19 protein-coding genes are annotated in these 25,233 nt (G+C 47.3%); 12 read left to right on the top strand and 7 right to left on the bottom strand.

The window, feature by feature from the left end; translation table 11 throughout:
• Positions 1–13: 13 nt before the first annotated feature.
• Entirely contained in the window at positions 14–598 is a 585-nt protein-coding gene (locus tag CWC22_RS21600; RefSeq protein ID WP_138539694.1) for a GNAT family N-acetyltransferase, read from the top strand.
• Here the strand turns inward: CWC22_RS21600 and CWC22_RS21595 are convergent.
• Positions 595–2,298 carry a DUF4153 domain-containing protein gene (locus tag CWC22_RS21595; RefSeq protein ID WP_138539693.1) on the bottom strand — a complete coding sequence of 568 codons (1,704 nt, stop codon included), beginning with the start codon at positions 2,296–2,298 and terminating at the stop codon, positions 595–597. The two genes, CWC22_RS21600 and CWC22_RS21595, sit on opposite strands and share 4 nt — an antisense overlap.
• A 422-nt stretch (positions 2,299–2,720) precedes the next feature.
• On the opposite strand from CWC22_RS21595, the gene CWC22_RS21590 reads away from it, so the two are divergent.
• The 3 genes from CWC22_RS21590 to CWC22_RS21580 all read left to right on the top strand — a co-directional run bounded on the left by CWC22_RS21590 (position 2,721) and on the right by CWC22_RS21580 (position 11,372).
• Positions 2,721–3,335 (top strand): OB-fold-containig protein, encoded by a 615-nt coding sequence (locus CWC22_RS21590; RefSeq protein ID WP_138539692.1) that lies wholly within the window; start codon positions 2,721–2,723, stop codon positions 3,333–3,335.
• A 69-nt stretch (positions 3,336–3,404) separates the two neighbouring features.
• The gene (locus CWC22_RS21585; protein ID WP_138539691.1) at positions 3,405–5,498 is read left to right on the top strand and encodes an SPFH domain-containing protein; all 2,094 of its coding nucleotides are present in this window, start codon (positions 3,405–3,407) and stop codon (positions 5,496–5,498) included.
• 90 nt (positions 5,499–5,588) lie between these two features.
• Complete coding sequence (locus tag CWC22_RS21580; protein WP_138539690.1) at positions 5,589–11,372, top strand: DNA repair ATPase; 5,784 nt, start codon at positions 5,589–5,591, stop codon at positions 11,370–11,372.
• A 30-nt stretch (positions 11,373–11,402) separates the two neighbouring features.
• Here the strand turns inward: CWC22_RS21580 and yiaA are convergent, their stop codons facing one another.
• From yiaA to CWC22_RS21565, 3 genes are read right to left on the bottom strand one after another with little or no spacing between them, the layout of a single operon-like run.
• Positions 11,403–11,849, bottom strand: coding sequence for an inner membrane protein YiaA (yiaA, locus tag CWC22_RS21575; RefSeq protein WP_125557715.1), 447 nt, complete (start codon positions 11,847–11,849; stop codon positions 11,403–11,405).
• 11 nt (positions 11,850–11,860) lie between these two features.
• Positions 11,861–12,670 carry a DUF2145 domain-containing protein gene (locus CWC22_RS21570; RefSeq protein ID WP_230090699.1) on the bottom strand — a complete coding sequence of 270 codons (810 nt, stop codon included), beginning with the start codon at positions 12,668–12,670 and terminating at the stop codon, positions 11,861–11,863.
• Between the two features lie 2 nt (positions 12,671–12,672).
• Positions 12,673–13,023 carry a hypothetical protein gene (locus CWC22_RS21565; protein ID WP_125557711.1) on the bottom strand — a complete coding sequence of 117 codons (351 nt, stop codon included), beginning with the start codon at positions 13,021–13,023 and terminating at the stop codon, positions 12,673–12,675.
• A gap of 133 nt (positions 13,024–13,156) precedes the next feature.
• Here CWC22_RS21565 and CWC22_RS21560 point away from each other — a divergent pair, with 133 nt between their 5' ends.
• From CWC22_RS21560 to CWC22_RS21525, 8 genes are all read left to right on the top strand, one after another.
• Positions 13,157–13,900, top strand: coding sequence for a helix-turn-helix domain-containing protein (locus CWC22_RS21560; RefSeq protein ID WP_138539688.1), 744 nt, complete (start codon positions 13,157–13,159; stop codon positions 13,898–13,900).
• Between the two features lie 111 nt (positions 13,901–14,011).
• On the top strand, positions 14,012–14,668 hold the full coding sequence (locus CWC22_RS21555) for a LysE family translocator (RefSeq protein WP_138539687.1): 657 nt from the start codon (positions 14,012–14,014) through the stop codon (positions 14,666–14,668).
• A gap of 281 nt (positions 14,669–14,949) precedes the next feature.
• Positions 14,950–15,993, top strand: coding sequence for a GGDEF domain-containing protein (locus CWC22_RS21550; RefSeq protein WP_125557704.1), 1,044 nt, complete (start codon positions 14,950–14,952; stop codon positions 15,991–15,993).
• 308 nt (positions 15,994–16,301) lie between these two features.
• Positions 16,302–17,363, top strand: a complete 1,062-nt coding sequence (locus CWC22_RS21545) for a hypothetical protein (RefSeq protein WP_138539686.1) — start codon at positions 16,302–16,304, stop codon at positions 17,361–17,363.
• 23 nt (positions 17,364–17,386) lie between these two features.
• Positions 17,387–18,424 (top strand): hypothetical protein, encoded by a 1,038-nt coding sequence (locus CWC22_RS21540; protein WP_138539685.1) that lies wholly within the window; start codon positions 17,387–17,389, stop codon positions 18,422–18,424.
• A gap of 471 nt (positions 18,425–18,895) precedes the next feature.
• Positions 18,896–19,372 (top strand): GNAT family N-acetyltransferase, encoded by a 477-nt coding sequence (locus CWC22_RS21535; RefSeq protein WP_138539226.1) that lies wholly within the window; start codon positions 18,896–18,898, stop codon positions 19,370–19,372.
• A 243-nt stretch (positions 19,373–19,615) separates the two neighbouring features.
• Complete coding sequence (locus tag CWC22_RS21530; protein ID WP_138539227.1) at positions 19,616–20,644, top strand: cytochrome-c peroxidase; 1,029 nt, start codon at positions 19,616–19,618, stop codon at positions 20,642–20,644.
• The gene (locus CWC22_RS21525; protein WP_138539228.1) at positions 20,641–22,989 is read left to right on the top strand and encodes a hybrid sensor histidine kinase/response regulator; all 2,349 of its coding nucleotides are present in this window, start codon (positions 20,641–20,643) and stop codon (positions 22,987–22,989) included. Before CWC22_RS21530 ends, CWC22_RS21525 begins: the two co-directional genes overlap by 4 nt.
• 43 nt (positions 22,990–23,032) lie before the next feature.
• Here the strand turns inward: CWC22_RS21525 and CWC22_RS21520 are convergent, their stop codons facing one another.
• The 3 genes from CWC22_RS21520 to CWC22_RS21510 form a co-directional block, all read right to left on the bottom strand.
• Positions 23,033–23,341, bottom strand: coding sequence for a hypothetical protein (locus CWC22_RS21520; protein ID WP_125557692.1), 309 nt, complete (start codon positions 23,339–23,341; stop codon positions 23,033–23,035).
• A 437-nt stretch (positions 23,342–23,778) separates the two neighbouring features.
• Entirely contained in the window at positions 23,779–24,135 is a 357-nt protein-coding gene (locus CWC22_RS21515; RefSeq protein WP_138539229.1) for a DUF2237 family protein, read from the bottom strand.
• Between the two features lie 201 nt (positions 24,136–24,336).
• A complete protein-coding gene (locus CWC22_RS21510) occupies positions 24,337–25,230 on the bottom strand; it encodes a DMT family transporter (protein ID WP_138539230.1) in 894 nt (297 codons plus the stop codon).
• Positions 25,231–25,233 lie beyond the last annotated feature (3 nt).

Here is a 25,233-nt window from a genome sequence, read left to right as displayed (position 1 = left end):
CAGGATGTAATCTATGTGGATAAAAAATACCGTGCTGGAAGGGCAGTATATTCGATTAGAGCCGCTGTCAATTGAGCATGTTGAAGAGTTGCAGGAAGCTGTGCAGGATGGTGAAAGCTGGAAACTCTGGTATGCCAGTGTGCCTGCTCCGGAGCAAATGCAAGGGTATGTCGAAAAGGCACTGAGTAAGGTGGGTGAAGATCAGATAACTTTTGTTGTCAGGTCTATTGCCAGCGGTCATATTGTAGGAACCACACGCTACTACGATATTAAACCTGAGCACAAACGCGCTTCGATTGGGTATACCTGGTATAGCGCTGCAGTGCGTCGTACGCCGGTTAATACCGAGGCAAAATTACTGTTAATGGAAAATTTGTTTGAGCAGTGTGGGGCACTCTCTTTGGAGTTCAAAACGCACTTTTTCAATCATGCTTCAAGGCAGGCCATTGAGCGTCTTGGCGCTAAACTGGATGGGGTGCTCAGAAGCCATCAGATTCTGTCTGATGGCTCTATCCGTGACACGGCAGTGTATTCCATTTTGGCCAGCGAATGGCCTGCAGTGCGCAATCACCTTAAAGCAAAACTCACAGCCCGTTAAAACGGGCTGTGCAGCTCTAACCTGTGTTCACCAATCTTAATGTCTTTGAACCTGGGTTCAACAATCTCAAAGTTGTCAGTTTTAAGCGCTTCCAGCAGGTCTTTTGATTGTGCTCCATAAACTTTTTGGTCCATGTAGCCAGATTGCCAGCCCTGCACGCCATCAATAACACCCAGATAAAACACCCTTAATTCCACCCGGTGCTGAGTATTAGCAATAAACAGATATTCTGCCTCAGGTGTATTGTCCAGCTGAATGGGTCGTAACATAAGTTCAGTCGCGTCATTGAACAAATGCGTGTTGTGTCTTGCGAATACTTCCAGTGCAGTCACTAGCTTCTGGGGCAATGCCTGTTTCTGTGCATCTGGCATGTCAATCAGGTCTAATAAGGTTTGTGTCGTCAGGGGCTTAGTTTCCAGGGTCAACGCGGTGTGGATCCGACGCTTTAGTTGCTCGTCATCGATGTTATTTTGCAGTGATTCGAGTGCCGTCAGTCCTTTTCGGCCCAGCTCGTTTACCAGATAACGAGGGTCAAAATCAGCTGGCTGAGTGATCCCTGCGCTGAGGCGGTCTATCTGAGAATTGACACTCATGCCACGAAAGTCAAGCAAGGGCGTTTGGGTGGTAATCAGCAGTCCAAGCAAACTTAAAGTTACCGGTCGGTTTACTGTGCTCAATCTGGTATACCAGGTGGCTTTGTGCGTGATCAACTGCCACACATAGCCCACGCAAACTGTCATGCTGACTGAGGCAATGAGTACTGCCCACAAGCGGGCCAGGCTGAGGCCGTATTGCTCTATTCTGAGGTATAGTCCCCAGCCGCTGAGTGCAAGATAGCAGGGGAGCAGGAGCAGCCCGAGTGCAATGAAATGGCGATACCAGGGACGCTGAGTCAATGCCTCACCCGACAGGTTAAGGCACAAGACGATGGCACCAACTAACACAAAGATAAGGCTGCTGCCGCCATTTTGCCAAAGTGTATCCAGCTCGCTGAACAAAACCGCCACGAAAAACAGCATGGCCACAGCGATCAGTACAGGTAACAACAGGGTGGCAAAGTTACGGCATATGGCAAACAACTGATTCGCCAGATTACTTCGGCTGCGTGCCTGGATAACGCCAATAGCCTGGCTTAATGTGATGGCCGGGTAATAAAACCAGGGCTCAGAAAACAGCTCGGTGAAAAAACTGATTTCGATGACTTCGAACAAACTGGCCCATAGCATCAACAGCATAAGCACAGATAAAGTAAATAGCTGTGCTGCTGCAAACACCAACAGAAAACGCCCCATGGCCTGGCTCAGCAGATCATAGCTGGGCAACCAGCGCTTCCGGCTGTTCTGGGTAAGCCATGGAATAAGCAATACTGAAGCCAGGAAGATTATCAGCGGATACGGCCACGCTTGTGATGGTATGGGTGCGCGCCCGGGAAGTAACTGGTTGCCCACATAAAAGCCACACAGCGTGAATAGCAGCGCATATATTCCCAGTTGAATATAAAAAGGTCTGTTGAGCTGGGTGAAGCTCGAAAAAATGAGTGTAGAAGGCAGAAAGATCACCAACGAATAGGCGGCAAACAGCCAGTGTGGTGATTGGCCCGGCCAAAATGCGAAGTCAACAGATTGATGCAGGATGATCAGGAAAAAGCTCTGCAGCAGAGCGACCAGCAGCAGTTTACGGCTTGTCAGTAATGGCTCCATATATGTCTCACTATATCAATTCCTTGTTCCTGTCATTTAAACTTAACAGTGCTGAAAAGCAAGTAAATAATGATGAGAGTGGTGCTAAAATCTAGTAAAGTGCAACAAAGAATTTGACATAATATGTCGTAATGTGGCAGATTGATTGTGTGGTAAAGAGAGCTTCAGAGCTTTTTTATAGCGTGGTTTATCACCGCGTCATGTTAACTTAAAGGGGGTGAAGAAATCTTCCCATCGCACATTATACCCAACTCGTAATAACTCGGGCTGGGGTAAATCCAATCACACTTGTCAGGTTTGCTGTGGGTTGTATTTACGTTTATTTACCATGCAGGCGCTCAACTTGGTGTTTTGTTCATGAATACCACGCTATGCTTCTTTTGTTATTAAAAATGCAATAATCAACCGTGTAAGGAGGAAATATGGACTTTTTAAACACGGCTTTCACTTTTCCTACGGTGATCTACTCTACATTATTACTGATTGTATTGCTGTTCTGGCTGATCTCATTGGCTGGATTTGCTGACCCCGATATGCTTGATGGTGATGCCGATATCGAAGCTGAAGGAGGCGCGGAAGGTGGTTCCTTATGGCAAATGGGCTTTGGCGGCGTGCCTTTGACTGTTTCCATCAGCTTAATCGTTGCACTGAGCTGGGTAGTCAGTTACTACGCACAGAAATTATTTGCCTACTTGCTCGGCGATGGTGTCATGTATTACCTGATTGGCAGCGCATTTATGCTGGGTAGTCTGGTTGTGGCATTGCCTCTGGCTGCAGCGTTAGTCAGGCCGTTACGTGGGGTATTCGACAGCCAGCAGACCAGCAGTAAAGATGCACTGGTCGGACTGGAATGTGTGATTGCCACCGGAAAAGTCACCACTACATTTGGCCAGGCACGCGTTTCCCATGAGGGCACCGAGCAATTGATCGAAGTCAGATGTGATGAAGAAAATACGTTTACTCAGGGTGATAAAGCACTGCTGATTGAACACAACGCAACAACTCATAGTTACACAATCGTCACCAATCCCTGGTGATGGCTCAACTTTAAAAACGGCGCCGGATAAGCGCCCGGGAATAACTCATAAAACTTATCAGGAAGAGATATGGAATTTTTAAATAACCTTGGACCTGTTTTGACTATCGTCAGCACAGCGGTTGTCGTCATTTTTGCCGTCATTTTATTGATTGGCAAATTCTATCGAAAAGTGGAGCAAGGCCACGCGCTGATCATCAATAAAATGAAAAATGAACCCGATGTTACCACCACAGGCGGCATTGTTTACCCGGTGATCCATAAGATGGAAGTCATGGACATTTCTACCAAGCGCATGGTGCTAGAACGCCGCGACAGCAGTGGCTTGATCTGTAAAGATAACATCCGTGCCGACATTGCCATTACCTTTTATATTCGCGTTAATGAAAATAAAGAAGACATACTGCGGGTAGCGAAGCAAGTCGGGTGTGCGCGTGCGTCTGAGCCAGAAACGCTGCAAGAGCTGTTTGAAGCCAAGTTCTCTGAAGCACTGAAAACCGTGGGTAAACAAATGCACTTCGAGGAGTTGTTCACGCACCGCAATGAGTTCCGCGACAAGATCAAAGAAGTGATTGGTCAGGACCTGTCGGGCTACACCTTAGAAGATGTCGCCATCGACTATCTGGAACAAACATCAATCCATAAGCTGGATGCGAGCAATATTCTCGATGCGGAAGGTATTCGCCGTATCACTGAAAAAACCGCAGCACAAAACGTTGAAACCAACCAATTAAAGTGTGACGAACAGGCTCAAATCGAGATCCAGAATCAGGCGGCGCTGGAAAAAACGCTGGAAATTGAGCGTCAGAAAGAAGACGCCATGGCGAAGCAAAAGCGTGAGATTGAAACCGTTCAGGCACGCGAAGAAGCCGAAGCTGAGCGCGTTAAGCAAGAAGAGCGTCTGAAGTCTGAAGAAGCGCGCCTCAAAGCCGATGAAGCAATTCAGATTGCTGAACAAAACAGACAGCGTGAAGTGGATATCGCTGAGCAAAACCGTCTGCGCGTGCTGGCTATTGAAGAAGAAAAAGTGGCTCGTTCACGTGAAATCGAAGTGATTGAGCGTGAAAAAGAAACCGAAATCCTGCGTATTAATAAAGAAAAAGCGCTGGAAGTAGAACGTAAAGAGATAGCCGATGTGCAACGCGACCGTGTGGCTGTTGAGAAAACCGTAGCGGAAGAGCAGGAGCGCATCAAAGATGTGCAAACGCTGGCTGCTGCTGAACGTGACAAACAGGCCATAGTGATCCGCGCTCAGGCTGAAGCTGAAGAAGCCTTAGTCAAAGACATTGAAGCGGCTAAAGCACAAGAGCAGGCCGCTGACTTTAAAGCCCGTGAAATGGAAAAAATGGCTGAAGCTGAGCTGCGCATTGCCAATCAACAGGCTGAATCGAAGAAGATCCTGGCAGAAGCAACGCAGGTTGAGGCAGCTGCATCAGGTTTGGCAGAAGCTGACGTGATTAAGGCCAAAGCACAAGCTAATGCATTGCAGGGTGAAACAGACGCTAAAGTACTACAGCAGAAGATGGAGGCAGAAGCGCATGGTAAACGCGATATTGGCCTGGCAGATGCCGAAGTACAGACTGCCATGGCAGATGCCATGGAGAAACAGGGTGAAGCAGAAGCGATTAACCTTGAGCGCAGAATGTCAGCCGAAGCCAAAGGTCTGGAAGAGAAACTGCAGGCGCTTAACGCCATGGATAAAGACGCCCGCGACTATGAAGGCTTCACACTGCAACTGAACCAGCAAAAAGAACTGACACTGGCACAGCTGGAAGCAAACAAAGACATTGCTGCTCATCAGGCACAAGTGCTGGCTAAAGCACTGAGCGATGCAGACATCAACTTCATGGGTGGTGACGGTCAGTTCTTTAACCAGTTTATGAACGCCATCACACTGGGCAAATCCATCGATGGCCTGGTCAACGAAAGTCAGACTATGCAGACTGTGTTTAAAGATCACCTCAACGGTGAGCGTAACCTGATGGACGACCTGAAGGGCGTACTGGCGGGTGCAAATGCTTCATCAGAGACACTTAAGAACATCAATATGAGCAAGTTTTTCCAGCAGCTGAGCAACACGTCGGATGCTGAAAAACAACAATTGCTTAGCCTGTTGGGCAATTCACTGAACGGTAATTCAGCTAAAAACACAACAGAGGAATAAATCCCTGAAAAGGGGCATAGCCCCAATGTTTTTTGAGGTGCGTGGCGGCAATTCGGTTTAACGCACCCGATATGATTACAGGAAAGTGATATGACTGAACCAACAAGTCAGGATACTGAGTCACACAGTGCACTGGAGCAGGGCTCCTATCAGCTAATAAAGCGCCGCTTGAGTAATTTCGGCAGCGAGCTGCGCACTCAGGTTGATGTACTCAATGATCAACGCGTTGACGCCTTTGGCAGCACTGAGCTGAAGGTACAGGGTCGAGCCCGGGTTCGAACTGAGCACAATTGCATTCCCAGAGACATAGTGCTGATTGGTGATAAGCTGATCTTTGCGTACAACGTCTTTATGGGTCTGAAGCAAAGTACGCATGTCAGTGATGTATTCAGCGTACAAAAGCTGGTGTTGCAGGACGACCACTATGAAGTGGAGCCGTATCCGTCAGAGACCAAGTTTCTGACCGATGCCCGCTTTTTAAGGGACTTTGACGAGCTTTATACTTATTACAAAGAAACCCGCTTGCAGCATCTGTTTGTGCAAGGCGGCAAGCTGTTTGCGCTCTTTCAGATTGGCGACAGACTGAGTGATGTCAGGGTATTTCGCTGGCAAATTGCCGCGGATAATACGCTGGACTACATAGATAACCGCGGTGAACGAGATATTCAGGAGCACAGCGGCTTTGATTTTGAATGGACCAGGACAGATCGTGCCCAGCATGAGGAAGGCCGGCACCCGCACATTAATGTGCTCGACAAAGTGTTTGTCGAAACTGTCGGTGGTGACCTGACCATTAAGATTGAAAACAACACTGAAACTGGCGAAGGCATTTATAGCGAGCCGGTAGAAGACAGCAATCAGTCATTGGCAGACTGTGAGTTGTATTACGCACAGGTCGGTGAGCTGATCCTGCTGAAGGTCCAGCCTTATCGCGAAAAGCAGTGGCGTTACTTTGTTTATAATTGTCGTACTCAGCAGGTGCTCAGACAGGATGCCATCGGTCAGGCTTGTGTGCAGTTGCCTGAAGACCACGGCATTATTTTCCCGGGCGGCTATTATCTGCAATCCGGTCAGACGCGTTATTTTGAAGAAAAAATAGATGATTTGGAATTTCATCGTCAGCTAAAATCGCCAAACGGTGAAGACGTGCTGTATGTGTTTTACGAGCCTGCCGAAGGCCGTTATGCGCTGTTTGCTTACAATATCATCGAAAAGAATCTGCAAAACCCCATTTATTGTCATGGTTATGGCATTTATGAAGATGGCTTAACGCTGACCTTTAAAGCTGAGCAGGAAGAAGCCGAGCGGGTTCATCCTATTCAGATATGGCAAAGCCCCTTTTGTTCGGCACAGTTTGCCGCTAATGCACCTACACCGACCAGTGTATTCGGTCGCATAGGCAATCCGGACCTGGTCAGAGCCATCTCTGATCTATACAGCGTCTGTAAGGCTATTAGCGAGCAAAATCCCAGTGTTTTTCATTACGAAGATCTGATCTCTCATACCCGCGGGATACTGGATCGCTATCACTGGCTCGCGGAAGCTGATTTCAGCACCATTAATACGCAACTGCACGATATCTTTGAAACCTCCGAGCAGGTGCTGGATGAGTTTGAAAAGGTCAGCCAAATTCAGCAAAGTGCCCGACAGGCGGAAGCTGATATTGAGCAGGAAAGCCATCAGGTATTGCGTGAAGTGCGCCCCGACAGTTTTAAACAGGCCAGTGAGTTTGTCGCCAGCCTGGATGCGCTGAAACTGCTCAAAGGGAAAGTGATCAGCCTGGAGGAAGTGAAATACATCAACCTTGATGTACTCAGCGCTATCCAAAGCAACATTGATGAACAGACCCAAGTACTCAGTCATGCAACGGCGGCTTTTCTGCAACAGGATAAAGCGCTTGCTCCCTATCATGAGCAGTTGCGGGATATTAATGAGAAAAGTGAGCAAAGCGACAGTGTCACGGAACTTAAAGGCTACCTCGGTTCACTTGAAACACTGGGCGATGAGCTGGACCTGCTAAACCACACTATGCTGGACCTGGAAATTGAAGATAGCCGCGTCAGGACGCAGATCCTAGAAGATGTGAGCGCCGTCTATGCGCTGGTTAATCGGGCTAAGGCAGCCGTTGAGATACGTCGCAAAAGTCTCGGTAGTGTTGAGGCCAAGGCGGAGTTTGCCGCGCGCTTTAAACTGTTCAGTCAGAGTATCACCAGTGCGCTGAGCGCTGCTAAAACCCCTGAGCAATGTGATGAGCAGTTATCGCGATTGCTGATCCAGCTTGAGGAGCTGGAGTCTCAGTTCAGTGAATACGATGAGTTTTTGGCTGAGATTCTGGCCAAACGAGATGACGTTTACGAAAGTTTTGAAGCGCATAAACAGCAGCTGATTGACGAGCGTCAGCGCCGGGCACTGAATCTGGCCACCGCTGCAGAGCGGATTTTACAGGGCGTGAGCCGACGCACTCAGAATTTTACTGAGCTGGATCAGATCAACGGTTATTTTGCTTCTGACCCTATGATCAGCAAGCTACGTAGCCTGACCCAGGAGCTGAAGGAACTTGGCGATGAAGTCAAAGCCGATGACATTGCAGCGAAACTCAAGGCCAGCAAAGATCAGGGGATCCGCTCACTCAGAGACAAGCAAGATATCTATAGCGACGGCGGTAAAACGGTCAAAATTGGTAAACATGGCTTTAGCGTGAACAAGCAGGTACTGGATCTGACGCTCTTGCCTCGCGATGATGAGCTAATGCTGCACCTGACCGGGACAGAGTACTTTGATGTGATCCCTGACCCGCAAGCCCGCTCACAGTTAGCTGAGGCGGCTGACTACTGGACACAAACTTTACCCTCCGAACGACCAGAGATTTATCGCGGCGAGTTTTTAGCCGCCCAGATCCTGCGTGCGGCGCAACGGGGTGAGTCTGACTTGTCGACGGAGCAGCTACTGTGTGCTCTGCAGGAGGAGTCATTGCTGAGTGTAGTCCAGACGTTTGCTGAACCCAGATATCAGGAAGGCTATGAAAAAGGGATCCATGACTTTGACGCGGCTCAGATCCTGACCTTGCTACTGAAACAAAAAAGCGCGCTTGGGTTACTGATTTATCCGGCCAGTTGTCGGGTCATGGCCCAGTTGTTTGTCTCGACACTGGATGTGGCGCAGTTACAGCCGTTGCAACAACAAGCAACGCAGGCGCAATTGATGGCCACTACGCTCAATGATCCGCGCTTTAACCAGCTGTTAATTGGTGAGCTGAGCGAGCTGATAAGCAGTTTTGGGGTGCAACTGGGCGATTATACAGCGAGTCTGGCGCAGTATTCTGCCCCGCTGAGCGCTGAATACCTCATTCAGGTGCTGGCCTGCAGCAAAGGTCTGCCACAGTTTGAACTGCAATCAGGAGCACGTAAGCTGGCAGAGCAGTTTCAGAGCATGGCCAAGGCCAAAGGTTTCTGGCAGACGCTGCAAGCCACCTTTGCTGAACTAAGTACTTTGTCTGATAAGTGCCGCCTGGCATCGGGCTGGCTGAGCGCGTATGGCGAACAACATGGCGCTAGTCGTGAAGATCAGATTGAAGCGGCGAATTACTTGTTGCTTGCGGATCACAAAGGGCTCAGCTATCAGGTGAAGGATGTCCAGGCGCAGACACAAGTATCCGGTCTGATGGGACAGCATTCGCGTATTGAAGAGCAGACTTTGGCATTAGATTATGCTGAGTTTTTGGCCCGCACCAGTGCGTATATTGAGCAGGCTTTGCCCGCTTATCAGGGTTATCAGCAGTTAAAGGCCGATGTTTTGCAAGCGCAAAAAGCACGCCTGCAACTGGAGGAGTTTAAACCCAGACCGCTGAGTTCATTTGTGCGCAACCAGCTCATTGATAAAGTGTATTTTCCGATCATCGGGGATAACCTGGCCAAGCAAATCGGTGCTTCAGGTAGTGCCAGACGCACTGATTTAATGGGCATGTTATTACTGATCTCGCCGCCGGGATACGGTAAAACTACTTTGATTGAGTACGTGGCAAACCGCCTTGGACTGACTTTTGTTAAGGTCAACTGCCCGTCTATTGGTCACGATCAGGTTTCTTTGGATCCGTCTCAGGCGATTAATGCGACGGCCGCCAAAGAGATAGATAAGATCAACCAGAGCTTTGAAATGGGCAACAACGTAATGCTCTATCTGGATGACATTCAGCATACCAATCCGGAGTTTTTGCAGAAGTTTATTTCGCTGTGTGACGGCTCACGACGGATTGACGGTGTCTGGAATGGTAAGAGTAAAACCTATGACCTGCGCGGTAAAAAGTTTGCGGTGGTCATGGCCGGTAACCCGTATACCGAATCGGGTGAAAGTTTTAAAATCCCGGACATGCTGGCGAACCGGGCAGACATTTACAACCTGGGGGATACACTGGCTGGGTGTGAGCAAGAGTTTGCCATGAGTTTTGTTGAAAATGCGCTGACATCGAATGCGGTGCTTGCACCACTGGCAAATCGTAATATGGCCGACTTGTACAAGCTGGTGCGTATTGCTCAGGGAGAAGACATTTCGCTTAACGAGCTGGAATATGGCTATTCTCAGGCGCAGGCCAATGAGATCAGTGCAGTACTTCAGAAGCTGTTGGTTATTCGTGAAACCGTACTCAAAGTGAATGCTCAGTATATTGCCTCGGCTGCGCAGGATGATAACTATCGCACCGAGCCGCCATTTAAGTTGCAGGGCAGTTACCGCAACATGAACAAGATGGCGGAAAAGGTCGTTGCCGCTATGAATCAGGAAGAGCTCGAAAACCTGATCCAGGATCACTACAGGGGTGAAGCGCAAACACTGAGTAAAGGCAGTGAAGAAAACCTGCTTAAACTGGGTGAGTTGCGAGACACGCTCACTGCTGAGGAAAGTGAACGTTGGGCTCAGATTAAGGCGGACTATGCACGACTTAATCGGGCCAACGATGCGGGAAGTCCGGCTTTGCTGGCGGTTGAGCAATTGGCTGAGGTGAGCGGTGCGTTATCACAGATAGCCTCGCGTCTGGACAAACAGCAACTGAGTCACAACTACAGTGAGCAGTTTGAAGGGTTGCGTGCTGTACTTGGGGAGCAGGGCGTGACAGCGCAACTGCAACAATTGACTCGACAAGCCGAGCAGCCTGCCATCCTCAAAGTGCTAGAGCAACTTGCTGAACAAAACCTGGCGCATAACCAGCAATTCCCGCACTGGCTGGACACCATAACGACGGCAATAAACTCGGCTGCGCAGAGTAGTGACACGGCGACACGTGAGGGTCAGGCAGAACTCAAAGAGGTACTTGAAGTGCTGGTGGCTTATCAGCAGTCAGGGCAAAGTGAGTTGGTGCAGGCACTGAGCGAGGCAGTCAGTCGGGCGATGGCCTGCAGTGATCAGCTTGCTGCCAATAATCTGGCAACGCTTAAGTCAGCATTGGACTCTGTGCTCAGACAGCAGCAAACCAATCAGACAGCTCAGTCTCAGGCAGTATCCAAAGCACTGGCGCAGTCTGTTGCAGGGTTAGAGCATCATCAGAGCTCGCTGGATAAGGTGCTGGCGTCACTGAACAGCCTGCAGGAATCTCAACAGACAAAGCAAAGTGATGCTCAGCAAGCTTTGATTAGCGAATTGACGACACAACTGGCACGTATTCAGTCGGCCAATGTGCAGGTAGATAACTACAGTGATGATGCCAGTGCCCAGGCATTAGCTGCAATAACTGAGTTACTTGGCCAAATGCATCAGGCCTCACAACAGGGAAGTGACACCCAGTTGCGTGAGCAACTTACTACGATTATCGACAAGCTTGAAAATTTGCAGCTGGCACCGTCGGAAGGTAATGAACCGAGAGGAGAGAATCCTTATATGTTATAAGGCCGCGTTGTGCGGCCTCTTAACTTCAGATCACTCCTCGCCTTCATGCACTTGTGTATTGGGTGAGGAGACCGTTTCAGTCACGCTCTGGCTATCGCGGACGTTCTTTTGAACGGCAATTGCAGCATATAGACTCATCAAAAACGCGATACCATAAAACCCTTTTTCACTGAGCAGCAACTCGGCGCGCCACAAAGCAAATACCAGCAGTACTACGGCCAATAAAGTGGAAGCTAAACTTAATAAATAGTAAATGTTTGAAGTCGGGATTTGTTCCTGACGGTCCCGGATGCACTTTTGCAAAGAGACCGCAGAAAACAGGCCATAGAGCAGGGCTATCAGATAATATCCTTTTTCATTCAGGGCCATTTGCGCATTGAACAGGCCAATCAGGTAGCAGGCGATACCAATCAGCAGAGCGGCAACAGATGCCAGTCTGAATGCTTTACTCGGTGCATAAGGGGCTGTTGTAGTCATACTGTGTTCTCCTAAAGTGGATATTTCAAATCAACCGGGCCATCTGGCGTCAGTACAGTGTTGTGCGCCAGCAACTGGTTGTTATTAAGGTATCGGACGATAGAGGTAAAGGTGGTGGTTTTGACCTTACCTTGATGGTCACTGTTGTCGACACCATCATTAAAGAGTGAGCCAAGCGCGAGTTTAAAGCGGCTCACATTGAGTGTTTGCGGCTTAAAATAGGCCCGCGTATTCACTTTGAGCTGTGCCATGTCCGTGGTGTTATATAGCGCAGCATTGATCACATTCAGCGTATGCTCGGTGCAATTTTGCTTCTGGTTATTAAATGGGTTGGCTACCACCGAGTAGCGCGGATTATGGACCTTGGCAGGTACTCCCTGCGCAAACGCATCCAGCAACTTTTGCTGCAATGCCCGCGTGGGTATTGCAATGGCTGCTTTGAGGTCATGCACTGACCAGAAAAAGTCCGTAGGATAATCGATTATCAGCTGGCTGGTGCCGGGGTCGTCGTTCAACTGATATAAATTGTGAATGGCATAACCCTGCTTTTTCTCACCATCTGTGGTCGTGAGTTCGGAGTAGACCGCCAGTGCAACATGGGTAAATTCGATGCCCTTGGGGAGGTCATCCAGCGGGCGACCAACCCGGCCGATAACAAATACGTGTGCGCCCTGATTTGCAGCATAACGCTCAACTTGTTTGGCAAATTGCGCAATCTGATTTGCTTCAAAGCGGGCCTCGCCACTATTTTGGCTGCCTGCAAAAGTGTGTGTGCTGGCACTTAGTGCAGCGGCCATGCACAGTCCTTGTATCCACTTCATAATTATAGTTCCTCGCTAAGGGCTTGTGCTGGTGCAGGTCCTGCAATCAATACATCGTCACAAATAGGCAAAGGTTTTGGGCTGGCGGCGTCAGATAGGTCTGCTGCGGCCTTGGCACTGGCCATACCTACTGAAATTGCACTGAACCCGATTACTGCAACGGGGATAGCAACGGCAATCATAGACACTTTTGCGCCTTCAACGGCGCTTTCACCAACGCTAAGTGCACTGTACTTACTGGCCTGACTGCCATGATGGCTGGCCTGTGATGCGTGGCTGTCATTTGCCATAACCTGTGTACAAAATAATCCTAGTACCGCAGAACATAAAACTGAACGAAGTAAATGAGTCATATCTTTCCCTCTTGGTAAGCAAGCCATGTGGCTCGCGTTGACTTGCTTTCCAATTTACCGAAGGGATTATATTTGTATACTCAAATTTAATATGTATAGTAATTAGAGACTGTGAGTATAGGAATGTAATACCTTGAGCCAAATCCCAATGATAACCTCAACGCTCAAACAGCTGTTGAAACAACATAAACTGACCTATAAGGAGGTTGCCAACGCACTGGATATGAGCGAAGCCAATGTTAAACGGGTCTTTGCCAGTGAGCAGTTCAGCTTACAGCGGCTAGAGCAGATCTGTGACCTGATGCAGTTGTCTTTGGTTGACCTTTTTGCGTTGGGAGAACAAAAGCAGTCTCTGATCAGTCAGCTTACCCAGGCTCAGGAGCAGGAGTTGATGGAGAATCCTAAACTGTTTTTAGTGGCTGTGTGCGTACGTGATGGCTGGCAATTTGAAGACATTATCTCTCATTATCAAGTTGATGAACTGGAGTGCATCCGTTTACTGGCACGATTAGATAGCCTGAACATGATCCAGTTGCTTCCCAATAATCGCTATAAATCTCTGGTAGCACAAGACTTTCGTTGGATCCCCGGAGGTCCGCTAGAGCGCTTTATCGAACAGCAGGTACTGACCAAGTTTTTACAGGGTAATTTCAACCGGCAAGACAGCTTTCGGTTTTATTTACGTGGTAGCTACAGTGATGCGACTATTAGTCTGGTGCGGCGTAGACTGGAGCAGTTGACTAAAGAGGTTGCTCAGCTGAATCAGCAAGATGCTCGTCTGCCTTTGGATAAGAGACAGAGTGTGGGGCTGTTTTTAGCAATGCGTCCATGGCAGTTGGGTTTGTTTAATGACCTCAGGCGCGAAGACGCGCAATAGTGTCGTAGCGTAATGCTCAAAAAACTTCCAACTGTGATTTATTTTACGTCTCTAAATGGGTACAATGAGGCGATGATTTGTGCGATGAAGTGACGTTAGTCGGAAGCTCTGATGATCGATATTACTCTGCTACCTCTGTTTTTTACTACTATTTTCTTTTTGGTTATCAGCCCCGGTCCGGACCTGTTACTGTTATCCAGCTATTCAGCTACAAAGGGGTTCCGTGCCGGAGCTTATATCGCACTGGGCATTTTATTGGCGGGTCTGGTGCAGACGGCGTTAGTGGCCTTTGGACTTGGTCAGGTGATGCAGACCATGCCATTGGTTGCACTGATTGTAAAACTCATTGGTGCGGCCTATCTGGCCTACCTGGGCGTCAAGATGCTCTTACACTGGTACAAACACCGCCGCATTACCCCTTCTGGTACTAAAACTGCGCCTGCAGATAGTGGCTTAAACGGTGTCGAATTGATCAAGCGAGGATGTTTAAACAACTTGCTCAACCCCAAAGCGCTGTTGTTTTTTAGCTTGTTCTTACCTCAATTCACAACAGCCGAGCATGGTTTGACCACGCAGTTAATTGTACTTGGACTGATGCTGAGTCTGTTTGCGTTTGTCATTAATCTCATGTTCGCTGCTGCCTTCAGTAATCTGGCGAAAACTATCGCAACAAGAGCCAAAGGGATAAAGCGCTGGGCCGTGCATCTCGATGGCGTACTGGGTACCCTGTTTATTGCGTTATCAGCGCGTCTTGCTCTGAGCAAGTGAAGTTTCATTATATGGTAATAAGCAATAATTAACATTGCGTTGAGCACTGATGGTTTTAACTTTTTTATTTATTTCAATGGTTTGAATAATTTATTTTTGAATTTAGAAAGCGAGAACATTTTATGTTTTGGTCTTGGCCAAGTGAATTTAATTGTAAATGATACGATATGATTGATTAATTTTTTCTAATTATTTAGTATTGCACGCGTTTGGCTCCAAAGGTAGAACAATAAATAAACAATAAAGCATTGCCACTGAACAATGCGACTTGATGGACCTGTATGGAATTTGATACAACACTGACACGCTCCGCGCACTATTTGAAGCAGGCGCTTCCTATTATGATCCGCTATCGGATCCCGCTGACACCACTGAATTATTCAATTTGCTACTGCTATGTTGTGGGTTCACAACCAGAGCTTAATGTGGAGTTGGATCAGATTATTGCCCGTTATCAGGGTTGTCCGCCTCACTTGGCCAGAGAGTTATTTGATAAGTATCTGTCTCAGCATGATTTGGCCTTGTTCCATGAAATTTCTCATTCATTTCAGGGCGCGATAGATCAGGTTCAGAGTGGTATCTGTGAGACTCTGGAATCTTCCCAGGACTTCTCTGCGTTTCTGTCTGAGTGTCATTATGGCCTACACAATCTTAAAAAACGCGGTGCAGAACAAGATCCGAGTGCCTATGATGAAGTGCTGGAATATGTCTCCAGGTTGACCCGTGAAGCAGTTGCAATGCAACAGAATGCATTGGGGTTTCAGAATAAACTGGAAGTGGCTTATGATGAAATTAAGCTACTCAAAGAGGCGCTGTTTGCTTCTCAGCGAGAAGCCAACACAGATAAGCTGACAGGGTTGCTGAACCGTGGCAAATTCGATGAAGATATTGTTAGTTTCTGCACGCACTCTATGAGTAAGCAAAAAGTGTTGATATTCGTTGATATTGACCACTTCAAACGTTTTAACGACGATTTTGGTCACCAAAAAGGCGATGATATTCTCCGTAAGGTGGCAGAAAAGTTGTCTCACCATGCACAAGGTCGCGGCGACGCATACCGCTACGGTGGTGAAGAGTTTTGCCTGACTTTGTCAATCAGTAGTGTCAGCGAAGCGGTTAGTTTTGCCAACATGGTTCGTCATGACATTCGAAAGCTTTCTGTGAAAGATAAAAAAACAGGTGAACCTATTCGACAGATCACGGCGAGTTTTGGTATTGCACTTCACAAAGAAGGTGCGCCTTGGCAGAGCCTGATTGAACTGGCAGACAGGGCGCTCTATCTGGCCAAATCACACGGGCGAGATCGGGTTGAAGTCGCCGGCTAATAGTCGGCGATCGCTTAATTTGTCACTCTTTTCGTTACACACCACGTCTTGAAATTTCTTCCAATACATTATTCTCCAAATTACATACGTTAATAAAAGTTTAATTTATATTCGTTTTGTGGTTGATTTTTGATCATATACTCATTAGCTTATTATTCGCTTTAACTAAAAGGTCAGACGTCAGATGAGTGATGCTTGTATGCAGTTGCGCTCAATGTAATTTCCGCGGTATGGCGTAATACCGGATAACCGAAATCTGAAGACTGGTCACTGAGCACAATGATTTTAATAGGATTTAAGAGGAAATTATGCAGCACAAAATCAAATACTTTCTGCGTTTGTCTTGGCTTTTCTTGCTAGGTTCAGTCGCTTTTAATTCATTTGCAAATGGTTATAAAGTCGTACTTATTCACGGTCTTCAGACTAGCCAGATCACTTCAGGTTATCCAATCGATGTTACCGGTGACGGGGAATCTTACTGGTCAGAGTTTTGGGGCCAACATGCAGATGTGCGTATTGACTGGCCAGCACTGGAGCGTATCGAAGGCAAGATAGCCAGCGATTATGTTTGGCCAAAGCTGAAGCAAATGTCGCAACAGGGAACTTGCCAGCCCGGTTGTATTCTAGTAACTCACTCTACGGGCGATCTGGTTGCGCGCTACCTGTTGGATAATCAGGCAAACTGGCTTGAGAACGCAGGCTTAGCACCGCTTAATATTGTTGCGACTTTTGATATCGCAGGTGCTGGTGGTGGCAGCGAATTGGCCGATTTGGCGGTGAGTGTTGCTCAAGGCACATCAGGTTTGAACCCACTCCTTGAAGCCGCTATCAGAGCCTGGCTGGGAGGATCCGTTGAAGGTCGTCTGGGTGTACTGAATGACCTGAAGGTCAATAATGCCAGACAAATCGCTGCTTTGCCTGAAGCCAGGACGCCAAGGCTGCGTTTTGTCGCTGATGGAACCTTGTTCCTGGGAGTGACTAAACTCTTCCTGAAAGGGACTGATGACAGTGTCGTCGCGACCCACTCTGCATGTGGTGCCAGTCGTGCGGATAACTTTGGCAGTTGTAGTGCAAGCGTTGCAACTAGCGGAAAGCTGGCGTCGCAAAGTGATGCTGTTAGTGGGTTTATGCCATATCATTACCCTATGCTAATGAGTGATAACTATGACCACTTCTCAGTGATTAATGACCGGGCTGAAGGCAAAGTGACTGCTGCACAAGCGAGCCGTCAGTTGGCTGATGGTCGCACCATCAACTTCAATACCTACGAAGAAGAGACGGGTGCCTGGTTCTGGAAAAGTACTTATCGCTATGTCGAAAACTCAGGAAATAACAGCCTGTCTCGTCTAATGCTTAATGCTATGCAATAAGAGAGGTCAGGATGAAGCCCCGAATGTTCATTATTCTGACGTTTGTGGCAATCGGGCTTGGTTATTGGTGGCTCAGCGGTGACGCTGAGCCCATTCACCATGGCGCAGTTGCTCAAACAATAGACGCTGAGGTGCCTAACCATCAGCCAGAACAAGCCACAAAAAGTGCACTTAAAGCAAAGTCAGTGCAACAGTCAGAGCGTCATATTCCGATAGAAATGACTGATGCCGCAAGCAAAGTTGCTCAGCTCTATGAGCAGCAATTACGCCATGCCCCATATTCTCAGCCATTAACGCTAGCAGACAGTGACAGGCTGACACCCAATCATTTTTACCCGGTGACCATTCCGACCCAGGATATTGAAGAGGTACTAACACTCAAAGTCAGTCAATATCGTTTTGTATATCCAGAGCCCATAGAGTTAATGCTGACTGGCAGTGATATATATGGCGCCACAGTGATGGTGAGCGAGGTGGACAGCAATAAAGTGCTGCTAACCCAAAGTCTGCTTGAACAAGAAGGCAGCTATATTGCCAGTATAGCGGGTAAAAAGGACTTTCCCAGAGCATTGCAACTGACTGTGCGGGCACATGTCAGAGGTGATGAGATCCCCGTAGTTGCACAGGTGCAATACATGAAACCCAGTGCTGAGCTACTCAATCTTGAACAGGCTCGGGTGCATGGAAGTGATCTGCTGATCGATGCCAGACTGAATGTGCAGGAAGCCGGGATTTATCGAGTCAGAGCAAATCTGTTTTTAGGGGAGCAACCTTTGTCTCATGTGGTTGCCAGAAAGCGCCTGAGTGAAGGTGTGCAGACACTGCCCATGAAGATCCATCAAAGTGTGTTGCCGAACCATGCATCAGGTCTGAAGCTCAAGACTTTTGTGGTAGAGCGGATGTCTGGCTCGCCGCAAGAAAAAGCACGTTTTGGCCGAAGTAAAGTCAGTGAGTTTGCACTGGATGAGGTCGATCTCTCGGATCTTCAAAGACAAGCTTACACGCCTAGTGCACAAGAGCAGCAGAAACTGGCTTTTTTAAAGCAGCTGGGCAAGCAATAGCCATTATACCAATTTCACTTAATACCTGTTCTATTTGAAGGAGCAAATATGACGCTAACAGCGTTAAAAATTTCTCATTTAGAATAACTAAATAGCAAAATTTTTGCCTTGTTATCGACCCTATTTTCTCGCCTCAAAATAGAACACTTAATTAACCAAATTGGTATTACACTCAATTTAATTAGGGCAAGCGGGGAGACCTACACACCATCTTGAACTTTGCTTGAATTGGCTCCCCGGTATCTAACCAGACATGCGCTTTGGGTAAAGGCGCGTGTTATTTTGCTCAACAGACGACGTTTGTTCGTTTAACACTGTGCTGACCAGAACACCTCACCTCGCTTTTCTTGATTCTCGCGTTGTTGTTCGTTACGTTGTTTGTTCCTATTAGAGATCAAAACACTCATTTGGGTTCTCTCAAACACACATAGTGAGCAGTTTTGGTTATGTTATAACAAATTAAGGGCGGATATGATCACAATTAAAAAGCTGAGACCTGCTGACATTGAAGCGGTTAAATCCATTGAGCTGGCCTCCGAGCAGGTTTGTTTTGCTGGCACGGCGCAAGAATTTCTCGAAGAGATCTGTGAGACCACGCATCTCCATGTTATTTATCATCAGGACACTTTGGTTGGCTACTTTAAGCTGGATCTGGCGTATGCAGAAAAGTTTGCTTATTGCCCGACCGGCGCGCTTGGTATACGTGCGTTTGTGATTGGTCAGCAGTATCAGGGGAAAGGGTTGGGCAGTGCGGCAATGGTGGCCGTGTTAGGTTACCTGGCGGAACATTATGCACAATTCCGTTGGCTATATCTGGGTGTTAATTGTCAAAATCCGGGTGCATATGCCTGTTATAAGAAAGCCGGGCTAACTGAATGTGAAGACAAATATTTGGGTGGTCCTGCTGGCCCTCAATACATAATGTACAGTGAAATTAAGCAAAACTAACCGATCATGAGAAAGTCGGAGGCGGGAAAGTGCTAATTCAAATCTTTGCTTTTTAATCACAGTGTCAGTGTTAATGGCTCATGATCAACGAGCTAATCCGACTGAGAATATTCAAGACAGTGACCAGGCAAGTGGCACCGGTTGCATTCGTCTTATCCTGGTAGTCATGGGGGTTTTTGATTTAAGTGTCTATACTTACCCTCATAAATGAGAGCGAATAAGCTCACCAGGGATATTATTTGTATGGGTATCAAGTATGTGGTGGCTGTATTTAGCGCGCTGGCAATGGTATTTTTAACGCTTGCGTTGCAATTTTATTTTTTCAAAGACACTCGCCGTCACCAGCCAGTTATTAATAACAGCGCAGAGTTAGTCACTTATTCCAGCCAATGGGTAGATGCCGCCATTCAACCCTTGCCACGCCTGGAATACTATGATGTTGGCTGGGTTCAGCTTGGCAAAGCCTTGTTTAAAAGCCCATTGCTTTCGGCGGACAACACAACATCCTGTGCTTCTTGTCATGACCTCTATAATGGCGGCGATGACGGTTTTCCCGTCTCTGTTGGTATAAATCAGCAGCTGGGGAGTCGCAATGCCCCGAGTGTAATTAATGCGGTCTTTAACTTCAGGCAATTCTGGGATGGGCGCAGTCCCGACCTGACCAGTCAGTTGCCGTTACCCATCCATAACCCGTTAGAGATGGCCAGCAATTGGTCACAAGTGATAGGCAAACTCAATCAACAGCCGCACTTTGTTAACAGCTTCGAAGCTCTGTCCGAAGACGGGATCACCCCTGAGAATATCACCAAGGCCATAGTCGCCTTCCAGAAGTCACTGGTATCCGAAAATACGCCCATTGACGCTTACCTGTTAGGTAATGAAAAGGCGTTAACGGTGCAACAGCAGCGCGGATATCGAAAGTTTGTTGAACTAGGCTGTGTGACCTGCCATCAGGGGCGTAATATCGGAGGCAATATTTATCAGAAAATGGGTCGCCTGGATCGTATGCCCAAAGCATTACTCAATGACGCCGGGCGGTATCAGTTAACCCGTAACGAGCAAGATAAGTTTGTCTTTAAAGTGCCCAGTTTACGGAACGTTGCACATACAGGACCGTATTTTCACAATGGTTCTGTGGTGCAATTGTCGGATGCGATCCGGATAATGGCGAGCGGACAGCTAGGGTTAGAACTCAGTGATGAGGATGTCTCTGATCTGGAAGCGCTGCTACATGCCTTTTCAGGTGAACTGCCGAGGTCATTAAAAGAATGAAATACCTTTTTGAAGGAGCAATACTTGGATTGATTTGGTGGATTGGCGCGCAAGCCATCACGCAATATCATCAATTACAAGATACTCAGGTTGCTATGGCGCTGAAAGCGCGACTTAACAGGGCGACAACAGAATTGTCGCTCGAAACCTTGTCTGCAATGGATAGTAATATTTATCACTTTGACAGGCATGCACAAAAGCAGCTGGAATTCGAAAGTGCATACAATGAACTGCTCGCCAGAGACTTGTTGAGCGACGAAATGAGCCTCGCTGTCACGCGCTTTAAAGACGCCGTTGACACATATATGCAGCTGGCCTCTATGCTCAAAACGTCCTACCGATATATTGCAAAACAGGAGCTGGAAAAAGAGGCTTACTCAGCGCAAGCCCAGTTAGCCGTCAGTAAAAGCGCTGCATTGGTGTCTAATTTGCAGGTAACCAATTCACATACTGTTGTTGAAGTGGTGCGTGAGCAGCTAATGCGCTCCATGACATCCCTCGAACAGTTTGAACAGGAAAGCCGTAGTTTCAGGGTAATGCGTTTACACATAGATTTTATACTCGAGAATGCATTGCCCGCTTCAAATCTGCTGGTACCGATACAAAACAGTACGCTATCAACGGCCATTTTGGAAAAAACGCAGCACCTTAGCGAACAGGTCGACACTGTTTACTGGCAGATGACAAGGTCGATCCTCTTCCTGCTTGCGCTGGTATCTCTTCTTATTATTGTCGTGTTGCTGCGGTTGATGAGCGATCTGAAGCGAGCCAATGCGCAGGCAAATCAGGCTGCCGAAACCAAGTCTTTGTTTTTATCCAATATGTCACATGAGATAAGAACGCCAATGAATGGGATCATGGGTCTGACTGATATCTTGCTGGCTACAGAGCTCACCTCAGTACAAAGAAATTACCTTGAGAAAGTGCGCTTTTCGGCAAATGCATTGACTACCATCATTAACGATATTCTCGACTTTTCAAAAATTGAATCTAAGAAGCTTAATATCGAGCAAACACCTTTTCAGTTTGAGGAATTGCTCGATAACTTGAGATCTTTGATCACGCCCATTGCCAACACCAAAGGGGTCAAGCTGATTTTCGATATTGACCCTTTGCTCAGTGACTGGTACATCGGCGATCCCGTCCGGATAAATCAGATTATGCTTAACTTCACGTCGAATGCAGCGAAGTTCACGGAAACAGGTTCGATTACGCTCGCTGTGCACCGGGAGGCTAAAACCGAGTCGAGTGACTGGGTGGAGATTTCAGTGACAGATACCGGAATAGGGATAGAGCAGGATAAAGTTGAACAGCTGTTCGAGCGTTTCACACAGGCTGAAGCTTCCACAACGCGTCGCTACGGTGGCACCGGGCTGGGACTGACAATTTGTAAATTACTGACAGAGCTAATGGAGGGTAATATCGCGGTGGTCAGTGAAGTCGGGCTGGGTTCTACGTTTAGCGTTCGTTTACCTCTGAACACGGTTAGTAAGGCATCATTAACCGAGCAGGAAGTCTCGACTGCCAGTATTGCAGGCAAAATATTAATCGTAGAAGATGACCCAATTTACATGGAGGTCAGTGATAACATTGCCTCGTCAGTGGGGCTGACCGTGTCGCGTGCGCAAAACGGACGACAAGCCGAGGCAATGTTATCCGCGAATACTTTTGAAATGCTACTGCTTGATTGGGTATTGCCAGACTGTGAGGCCAATGGGTTGTTAGAGAGACTAGAAACCTTAGCGGTGTTACCTGCAAAAGTTGTCATTTACACGGCGCATACAGAGCAAAGTATTGCGCCAAAAGTGAACTACCCGATACTTTATAAGCCATTACTAAAAAAAGACCTGATCAGTCTTTTTGTTAAAGATACGCCTAGTCAAATTGCTGCAAAGCACAACCCTGAGCAATCAGACCAGATAGAAGAACCTGTCAGCGCAGCTGGCGCGTTTCGGGTACTGCTCGTTGAAGACAATGAGATTAATCGCATAGTGGCGACCAAGCTATTAGATCGTTTTGAACTAGATATTGTGATTGCAGAAAACGGTCAACAGGCGGTTGATGTAATCAAGTCGTGTGATGGTGCATTTGACCTTGTCTTAATGGATATTCAGATGCCAGTGATGGATGGTATGGAAGCCACCCGTATCCTCCGTGAAACTTATGATAAAGAGCGACTGACGATCATCGCGTTAACTGCCAACGTTATGCAAAGCGAGGTAGATAAATACCTGAGCATAGGCATGAATGCGCACCTCGGAAAGCCATTTAAAACCGATGAGCTGGATAAGGTTCTGGAGAAGTATCTTTTTAAGCGAGAGTGTTTAGCAAGTAAAGCTGAGTAGTAAAGGTAAGTAGTCTGAAAGGCTGCTTACCTTGAAGTGCACTTTATTTGTAATCCATCGCGATCAATCTTCTTGCCTTGTGTGGGTATTGAAGATTATCAATTGTGTCTGAACCACTCACCCAAACAGTACCCTGTGTCGCTTTTGCGGCGAGGAATAATGAGAGAGATACACGGTTGATGTCTGAGTCTGGCGTAAACCAGAACTTGTCGATGGCACCATTGACGTTCTTAACGGTGACTATAATCTTACCCGAAGTGGTCATGATATTTGTTACTTGACCCTGAGACTGGTAGTTCGCGTAAGACCCCACACTAAATATCAAGATAAATAAAGCGATCAGATATTTCATTGATTTTCCCTATTTTGAAAACAGAATTCTATCTTAGTTTCTTTTTATAAGACAACTCTGATTGACTAAGCATTCATCTCATTTAGTTTCAACAGTTGTGGCAAAGTAGTGTCGGGAATGACTGGCGGCTTTTCAAAGTGCCGGCTTTCAGTGAAGACTGAAGCTAGCTTTGCGTTTAACATAAAGCCGCTTAAGTGGTTTGTGGGCATGCTCACAAAACTGGATGGCTACTTTTCTATTTATAACCTACAACAATGAGGCATTCTGAACTGTTAAAAAAATTCTTATGACCGGGTCTTCGTTGCATCGCGTGTAAGTGTTTTTTCGCTATAAAATCGTAAGGTGGCTATGGCGTTGGTTGAAAAGTCGCAGCTCTCTAGCACAGAGCGCTGTTTTTACACATGCTCCGGCTAGAAAGTGTTTTTTAACCAGTTGTTTTATTGTTGATGTGCTTTGAGAACCTCTAAAGAGATGAGTTCCAACGCATTTTCGTGCGTTGCTTCGAGGTTGACAGGTGGTGCCACCCCGGCTTCATAGGCTTCTTTCCATCTCAGCGCGCATAAACACCAACCATCTCCGGGTTTTAAGCCTGGAAAATAATATTCCGGATGTGGCGTGGTTAAATCGTTGCCTCTGGATTGGGTAAAAGCCAAAAAAGCCTCTGTGACTGTTGCGCAAATTACGTGAGTACCAATATCCATATGATTGGTATTGCAAAATCCATCCCTTAAAAAACCGGTCAATGGGTCTGTGCAGCAAGACTGCAACTCTCCACCCAATACATTTTTAGCCATGTGTAACTTCCATTCTTTATACAGTTAGGGCTTTGTACGTATGTGCTCGATGCGGGGTTTACTGTGTTCCCGTAATTTAGACAAAGCTCAGAAAGCGTCAGAGAATCGCCCGGCGATAAACTTGTCCGGGCTTTGTATAATCAAAATATTCAGTCATAGATAGGGATGTTCAGGTCATATTATTCAGCGGTCGTGGGCGAGTCAGGCCCCCTGTAATAACAAAAATACGCCAAACAGTGCGATGACACCGCCGCATAACATCGCTCTGGTGATGGTTTCTTTTCGGATCAAGCCCAGAGTCATCACCATGAGTGGCGCTGTGGCAAAAATGGTTTGTGCAATTGCCGGGTCTGTGTGGTTAACAGATAGGAGTTGTAACCACAAACCAATGAAAGTGCCAAAAAAGACAGCAACAAATAACCAGCGTTTACCCGACAATTGCCTCAATGTCAGTGCCTGATTTAGGCTTTGTGACTTTAAACAGGCGACCAGACAAGCAACAAACAAGGTGCCAGATGAAAGACGGATTAATGCAGCCCATAAGCTACTGATGGTTTCACTATTTAACGCGCCTTTAGAGAGCACCATGCCGGCGGCCTGGCACGTTGCGGCAGTGAGCGCAAACGCGATGCCAAGCAGATAGTGTTTTTTATCTGAGATAGGTTGAGCTTTGGTAGGTCTAATCGCAACAATGACACCACAGGTTGTTATCAGAATACCAAGCCAGGCAAGCGGACTAAGATAGACACCCAGGATCAGGATATTTAGGATGCCAGCAATAGCTGGTGCCAGGCTTTCTACGACCAAAGTGCGTGCAGGGCCAATATTTCTGAGCGCAGCGAAATAGGCGCTGTCTCCAATGGCAATACCTAAAACGCCACTGGCAATCAGCCAGGCCCAGCTGGATGGTAATACAGGATATGCAGTATCTTGCACAATAAGCATGCATAATACCATTAGGGCAGCAGCGATCACGCCTTTGCTGACATTGAGTTCAAATGGACTAAGATGGTGACTAAAGCGCTTATATATCAGTGTTGAAAACGCCCAAACAAATGCGGCGCTGATGGCAGCTATTTCACCTATTCCAATCATCTT

Origin of the sequence: Pseudoalteromonas rubra (genome assembly GCF_005886805.2) — a bacterium.
Taxonomy (GTDB): Bacteria; Pseudomonadota; Gammaproteobacteria; order Enterobacterales; family Alteromonadaceae; genus Pseudoalteromonas; species Pseudoalteromonas rubra_D.
Note: the sequence above shows the minus strand (reverse complement) of the source record. Positions and strands in the feature narration are given on the sequence as shown.